The organism is Moorena sp. SIO3I8 (assembly GCF_010692325.1).
Lineage (GTDB): Bacteria > Cyanobacteriota > Cyanobacteriia > Cyanobacteriales > Coleofasciculaceae > Moorena.
The window spans coordinates 1-6725 of the sequence record NZ_JAAHHW010000202.1; the positions used below are offsets into that span (position 1 = coordinate 1).

Annotated in this window: 10 protein-coding genes and 1 pseudogene; 5 read left to right on the forward strand and 6 right to left on the reverse strand. The window is 42.7% G+C overall.

Annotation, left to right across the window (positions count from 1 at the left end; genetic code table 11):
* Positions 1-148 precede the first annotated feature (148 nt).
* Positions 149-589 carry a helix-turn-helix domain-containing protein gene (locus tag F6K51_RS34620; protein WP_293029912.1) on the reverse strand — a complete coding sequence of 147 codons (441 nt, stop codon included), beginning with the start codon at positions 587-589 and terminating at the stop codon, positions 149-151.
* Between the two features lie 58 nt (positions 590-647).
* On the opposite strand from F6K51_RS34620, the gene F6K51_RS34625 reads away from it, so the two are divergent.
* From F6K51_RS34625 to F6K51_RS34640, 4 genes are all read left to right on the forward strand, one after another.
* Complete coding sequence (locus tag F6K51_RS34625; RefSeq protein WP_293029913.1) at positions 648-902, forward strand: hypothetical protein; 255 nt, start codon at positions 648-650, stop codon at positions 900-902.
* An 84-nt stretch (positions 903-986) separates the two neighbouring features.
* Positions 987-1337: a hypothetical protein gene (locus F6K51_RS34630; RefSeq protein ID WP_293029914.1), complete on the forward strand. Its 351-nt coding sequence runs from the start codon at positions 987-989 to the stop codon at positions 1335-1337.
* Positions 1337-1615: a hypothetical protein gene (locus F6K51_RS34635; RefSeq protein WP_293029917.1), complete on the forward strand. Its 279-nt coding sequence runs from the start codon at positions 1337-1339 to the stop codon at positions 1613-1615. Before F6K51_RS34630 ends, F6K51_RS34635 begins: the two co-directional genes overlap by 1 nt.
* On the forward strand, positions 1587-2255 hold the full coding sequence (locus F6K51_RS34640; RefSeq protein WP_293029920.1) for an ISAs1 family transposase: 669 nt from the start codon (positions 1587-1589) through the stop codon (positions 2253-2255). The genes F6K51_RS34635 and F6K51_RS34640 overlap by 29 nt, the downstream gene beginning before the upstream one ends.
* A 412-nt stretch (positions 2256-2667) precedes the next feature.
* Here the strand turns inward: F6K51_RS34640 and F6K51_RS34645 are convergent, their stop codons facing one another.
* From F6K51_RS34645 to F6K51_RS34665, 5 genes and pseudogenes are all read right to left on the reverse strand, one after another.
* Positions 2668-3087 (reverse strand): secondary thiamine-phosphate synthase enzyme YjbQ, encoded by a 420-nt coding sequence (locus tag F6K51_RS34645; protein WP_293029924.1) that lies wholly within the window; start codon positions 3085-3087, stop codon positions 2668-2670.
* Positions 3088-3113: 26 nt separating this feature from the next.
* Positions 3114-3620 (reverse strand): hypothetical protein, encoded by a 507-nt coding sequence (locus F6K51_RS34650; RefSeq protein ID WP_293029927.1) that lies wholly within the window; start codon positions 3618-3620, stop codon positions 3114-3116.
* 25 nt (positions 3621-3645) lie between these two features.
* On the reverse strand, positions 3646-4245 hold the full coding sequence (locus F6K51_RS34655; protein WP_293029930.1) for a hypothetical protein: 600 nt from the start codon (positions 4243-4245) through the stop codon (positions 3646-3648).
* Between the two features lie 17 nt (positions 4246-4262).
* Complete coding sequence (locus tag F6K51_RS34660) at positions 4263-5351, reverse strand: glycosyl transferase (protein ID WP_293029933.1); 1089 nt, start codon at positions 5349-5351, stop codon at positions 4263-4265.
* Positions 5352-5673: 322 nt separating this feature from the next.
* Positions 5674-5841: pseudogene (locus F6K51_RS34665) on the reverse strand (transposase); the annotation flags it as partial.
* 70 nt (positions 5842-5911) lie between these two features.
* Between F6K51_RS34665 and F6K51_RS34670 the strand changes: the two are divergent.
* Positions 5912-6073, forward strand: a complete 162-nt coding sequence (locus F6K51_RS34670; RefSeq protein ID WP_293029936.1) for a hypothetical protein — start codon at positions 5912-5914, stop codon at positions 6071-6073.
* The last annotated feature ends 652 nt before the right edge of the window (positions 6074-6725 follow it).

Genomic DNA, 6725 nt, shown 5'->3' on the forward strand with positions numbered 1-6725 from the left:
GGGTCGCCTTTATAGGGACAGGTTATGGGTAATATTTTTAAGTTATCTGAAATAAGGCCGGAGATGAAACCTTAGAATAAAGAAGCCTTTATAGGCGAAAGGCTATGGGTAAAAGGGATAAAACTCATGGCATAAGGCTTCTTTATTCTTACGGTAACTTCAAACCACTCTCTAAGGTTTCGTCTCTGGTTTCTTTTTCGATCCAACGAGCTACTTTTGGTCCTGTCCAAATTCCTCCGTCTGATGGTCTTGATTCTAATTCTTTTGCTAATTTTTTAAGTTGAGATTCTCTTAGTAGTGGTTTTTTGCCTCCCCTATGCTGTCTGTGCTTATTTTTTAAATTCTGGACTCCTTTTTCTCCAAAATTATTATATTTTTTAACTATCTCTTTGCCATAATCATAATTAATACCCACAGCGATGGCACTATTTTTAATAGTCCACCCTAAGGACACTTTCCACAGTAGGTGCCATCTTCTTGATTCGTTCGCGTAGCGTGGCCAAAAGGCCACTAAATCTTTACTTTTGAGGTACTTTTGTTTCAGTTCGTCGGAACTACAATGATTGGCTAGAGTAACTTTTTTGGGCATCCATCTTGTCTCCATCAATTTTCTTATATTATAAGGGTGTTTGACAACCGGATTTGGTATGATTACTCAAACCCGTATCAACCAAGAGTTCTCGACAAGGGAGGATCTCGATTGGATTACAGCCTTAACTGCTCATCAAATCAAACTCTTGGCTGAGCAAGAAGTGATTCAACTGGGACTGTTTGATGAACAAAATTTAGTGGAAGTGGAATCAGTAGATTATCCGGGGGAAAGATTAATCGCTTGTCGCAATCCAATAACTGCTGATTCAAGGGCTCAAAAACGAGAAAAACTCTTACAGAAAACAGAATAAGAATTAGAAAAAATTGTTCAAGCTACTCTCCGATAAAAAAGGGCTTTAAAGGGTGCTGACCAAATTGGCCTCCGAGTCGGAAAGGTGATTAACAAGTATCGAGTGGGGAAGTTCTTTGAACTGGAAATCACGAACAACAGCTTTTCCTACACCCGCAAGCCCCAAGGCTTAAAAGCCGCCGCTGCCTTGGATGGATTATATGTCATTCGTACTTCTGTAGACACCGAAGTTTTAGATGCTCCAGCTACAGTGAAAGCTTACAAAAGTCTGTCTCAAGTCGAACAGGCTTTTCGCTCTTATAAGACGATGGATTTAAAAGTCCGTCCCATTTATCACCATCTCGAAAGCCGAGTTAAATCTCACGTTTTTCTTTGTATGCTGGCTTATTATGTGGAATGGCATATGAAGCAGGCTCGCTTCACCGATTCTTTTTGATGACGAGGACGACACCCCGATTGATTGGGATGGAGTTACTCCTGTTAAACGTTCAAAAAAAGCTAAATCCCACGGCTCGTAAGAAGCGGACAGCCCAGAACTTACCCGTACACAGCTTTTCGACTTTGATGGCAGATTTAGTAACAATTACTCTCAACACAATTGCTTCTAAATTAGAGGGGGCTGATCTGACTTTTTTGAAAATTACTCAACCCACACCAGTCCAACAAAAGGCGTTAGATTTACTTGGTGTTTCCCTATTTGTACCCAGTAAATGACCGACAGAAAATCTGCTATTCCTTACCCTGCATAGGTTGCCATTTTTGTCAAAGGGGGAACTTCAGTCTCGAAGCGATCGTTAAATCAGGCAATGACTATCTAGTTAAAGTCAAAACTAATCAACCAAAGCTATATCAACAAATAGAAACCCTATCGAATCGGCAAAGAGCACAACAAAAAGTGACCCATCATGAAAAAACTAGAAACCGTAATAGTTATCGTAAAATCGTTGTGTTTGATCCACCCGAAAACCTTGATCCGAAATGGATTGGCGTGGGTTGTGTGATTAAAGTCGAACGTAGTGGAACTCGTGGCAATGAGACTTATCGAAGCATCAGTTATTATCTTTGTTCAAAACCACCTCAATCTCGCCGTCTGTCAGAAGGTATACGAGGACATTGGCTAATTGAAAATTCTCTTGATTGGGTAAAAGATGTCATCTATGAGGAAGATATTAGCCCACAAACATCAGGATTTGCTCCTTTAAACTTATCTGTGCTCAAAACCTGGGTTTTAACCCTTTTAAGAGCACATGGCTTTGATTCGATCAAGGGAGCGATCAGTGAAGCGATGCAGCGCGGTCTTGGGGGTTTCCCCCGGAGACGAAACCTGATTACGTTGAGCCTTTATGGTTGGTAGGCTATGCAGATGCATGGTTAAAACTTATTGATTAAGGCGAGCCTGTCTTACGGTAACTTCAAACCACTCGCTATTGCATCAAGACAATAGACCTCTTGCAAAAGTCTTTCGTGGTATAATTATAAATTTGGCAATTTTTTATTTAGCGTACGCTTAAGACTAACAAACTTGCTTTGTAATCTCTTTGTGTATAAGCGTAGTATACAATTTAGCTAATTTTCACAAAATTTACTATTATAACTCAAAATATTTTGGCAAGAGGTCTAATGAGCCATAATCTGAGCTATATCCTCAGTTTTTGTACTTAAGAGTAATTATCTCTGATTATCTTCTATTTTATTGAGAATGAAACAGCCCTGCCCGGATAATACCGGGCATCGACTCTAATAGTTAGAATAGATACTGGTTGAGATTAATTCCCGGCGATATGCACCACCACCTCCCGGTAGTGAGCCTGTCGGCGATGCTCCCAAATATAAATGCCTTGCCAGGTTCCTAAGAGCAATCTCCCCTGAGCAATAGGAATCTGTTCCGATGTTTGAGTCAGCGCAGTGCGGATATGAGCAGGCATATCATCGGAACCTTCGGCACTATGGCTATAGCTTTTGCCATCTTCTGGTACTAATTTAGCAAAAAAGTTCGATAAATCCGTGAGCACATCAGGATCAGCATTTTCCTGAATTACCAAACTTGCGGAGGTATGACGGAGGAAAATGGTACACAGTCCAGTCTCCAGTCCTGATGTAGCAACCACAGATTGAACTTTCCCGGTAATGTTGGAGAAGGATTTACCGGTAGTCTTGATTTTGAGTCGTTGTTGATAATGAGTCATAGAAGGCTTGGTTAATCTAGCCACTGCTACCCGAGCTGTTTGAGTTCCTCGGATGGTGTTTCCGAGGTTTCTGTGGCTACAGCTGTTGGTGGATTGACAGGAGACTTATCCACCACAGGTGTTTCCAAGGTTTCTGTGGCTACAGCTGTTGGTGGATTGTCAGGAGACTCATCCACCACAGCACCAGTTTCTGATGACTCTAGAGTATCTTCTGATAACGACTCAGGGACGGTTGCCAATTCTTCTGTATACAACTTATCCAGTTGAGCAGCAGTTTCTGATAACTCTGGCTTTTCTGCTGATTCTGGCTCAGTTGCAGATTGATTGTCACTCGACTCATCTGCCTGCTCGGAATTTTCCGATGCCTCTGGATTCTCCGGTTCCCCATCACGCCAAGGGGAATCATAGTGATTCCAGGGCAGAATTGGCTTGTTGGGCAGGTTACGGGTCAAGACAGTGATGTTCTCTGGGTCTGGTTCCGGTAAACTCAAGGGTTCTCCGGAGGGTTTTTTATTAACCTGTTTAGAATTCATAGTCTCAGCGAAAGCCAACAATACATCACATCAGTTTAAGCGCAGGAATGCAAAACTCTGCTATGACATTCAAAGTAATAATCAAGGCAACCCCCCAAGTTACATAAGCAGAATACTTCAACGATAGAGAAAAATCTTCTAATCGCTGCCTGTTTGCATTATAAGTCTCTACCAGATTAACCAGCATCTGTAGCTGGTATTGTTCTGGTGATAGTACCAGGTAACGTTCTAGGAATTTTTTATCTCCCAAGTTGGGACTGACTGCTATCTGACGCGGGAGAAAAGCACGGATTAGTAGGGTAAAATTAAGCATAAATCCCAGTATCTCGGCTATACCAAATGGGCTGCGGAAAAATACTAGCCCAGATATGGTTAAACTCGTTAACAAGGCTCCGTTAGTGACAAACAAGATATTGAGCTTTGTGGTCAAGGTTTGACTGCGCTCCCTTTGTTGATCAAGTACCATACGAACGTCTCGTGCTGCCAACTCTAGGCTGGGGAAAGAGGTCTGCTCTTCAGAGGTCTGTTCTTCAATAGTAGAGGTTTCTGGTGTTTCGATGGACTTTGGGATAGAATTTTGGCTATTCTGGATCTGTTCTATAAGCGAATCTACGGTAGATATCATGGCAGGGGCTATTTAGGCTATTTAGTGTGAGTCTGGAGGTAGTTAACAATATCTTTAGCAATCTTGTCTGTTCCATCCTTTACCAAGCTATGAGATTTTCTGGGAGGCTTGGGAGTATGATGGAGGAATTCCCAGTTGCCGTGGAAAAATTCTGTCGGTGTTAAAATCTGATGGTGACCGTAGTCTTGCACCCCTTCTATTAGGATAGCGGCTTCAGCAAATCCCGAGCGGGTAACTGAAGAAATTGGGATATCCAGGCGTAAGGCTTCAGCAAAAGTACTGTACCCCGCTTTGGAAATCACTCGCGAGCACAAGGGCATGAAATCCACTGGTCGATAGTCGTGACCCTTGATTTTCAGTAAATTGGGTAAATCTGGTGCTTGAGAGTCAAATGTGATAAACTGCCAGTTAGGGAATCTAGATAGATTATGGTAAGGAATTTGTTCCAACCCTAATCCCCCAAAGGTGAGTAAAGCAGTTTTAAACTCTGGAGACTTCAGATCAAAATGCTTCCTTAATTGATCTGTACTGTATCCTGGTGATCCCCCTGTTAAGCCCACATCGGTGATCTGGGTGAACGCGCTCATGGGTTCATGTAAAGGAAGGCGAAATAAGCGATCGCATTTCCCATAATACTCACTGATCCAATCGGCAATCTCAGCAAACTCTCCTCCCCAGTCTCGATAGATGAAGTCCCAGCCAAAGTTACTCATCATCCAGCAGGGAATTTCAGCCGCTTGAGCAATACCTACAGCTAAGGGGGGAATATCGGCTAATATCAGGCCTACTCGATTGTTACGAATAAAGTCAACCTCACTAGCAATAATTGATCTAGCATTGGAACGAATTTGCTGTAGTTTGGTTAAGGTTACCTCTTTATCCATTGTTAAGCTGTCGGTTTGAATAACACCAACATCAAAAGCCCGTGGGCGATGAATAAAATCCCCCGGAATGTAGGATTCTAATAACCAGCGTGGTATTGTTGTTACTAGAATCAGTAAGATATCCGGACACAGTCGTTGAATAGCCGCAGCTACGGAGGCAGTACGTACAGCATGACCAAAACCGTGGCTAGTGATAGCGATGTATAAAACTGGTCTAGACATTCTAGGAGCTCAGGTATTGAGTTAATTGAAGGCTTTCATGCAGGCTAACAAAAATAAACCACAAGTGGCTAACTTTGGCAGTTATAGCACTACGCATTAAGGTGTTTGACATTCCTAAACTCCGAAACTTAGTCATAGCTTACTTCTAACTTCTGACTTCTGACTTCTGACTTGCGCGTAGCGCTATACTACCTTGATTATAATTTACACACTTTAAAATCGAATTCAGAAAAAATTTAAAGTTTTTTTTTAAAGGAGTTGAAAACCTGAGGGGGCGACGAAATAATCTAAAACGCAGACTCTATAGCAGAGAAAGAGTTGGTTAGGACAATACTCTGAAAGCATTATCCAGAGCATCCTGCAAACAATCAAATTCCTCAATGGTCTTCCGTAAATGATGTTTCAGTCGAGACCAAAATTTCTCAATTTTATTTAGGTCAGGTGAATAAGCAGGCAGAAACAGAAGCTCACACCCTGCCTGCTCGATTAATATCAAGTTCGGATAATTAGTTATAATTAAACTTCCCTTCCTCTGAAAAAACATTGCATTGCCACTCGCTATGCCAAAAACCGTCACTGTTGAATCCCATTTGAGTTCGGAGGAACTCTACTCTCGTTACCGGGCAAGCACCTCCTCGGTGCAACGCAGTCACTATCAAATCATCTGGCTACTTGCCGATGGGAAAACTCCAGCAACGGAAGCTCGAAGTTACTGGTTATAGCCGAATTTGGAGTGCGGCTTGTTCCGAGTAGGAGCTACTCGTAATAGAGTAGGGTATGACTCGGGGGCGCGTGATCAAATCACAAACCTAACTACCTGTACGGATGTGGGTGAAAACCCCACCGCTGAAGAGACAGCAGACTCCTTATCTGGCCACACCGAGCAGGCGACATCCTAGCAGAGTGAAGCTGGCAACAGGGCGGAATCAGAGGTGAAGCAGATTAGCCACACTGCCGCTAAGAGGGAGGTGATATGGATAGCAGTAGCAAAAGTCCTGAAAAAGTGTCTTATTCGCAAGCCGCAATCTGTAAAAATGCGAGACTTCATTCCTTATATCCTCACAGCATGTTCCAAAGATAGCTGTAAACTCTGAGGAGGGAATAGGCAAATTGGACTGTCCTATAGTCACCAAAACAATCCATCAGGTGGAACAAGTAAAAACGGTAGCACAAATAGGTCTGAGGAACGGTCGAAACCTCAGTAAGTTATGTCAAACTTAATCCCTACTACCGGGTAGGATGCAGCCGTGCGATTCGTTGACTAGAAACCTTGCCCATCAAGGGTTTAGGAGGATTAGTCGCAAGGAAGAAAGAACCTTGACAACTTGATAACCATGATGGTGAAAGACCATCCCTCGTGAAATCCGAGTGACA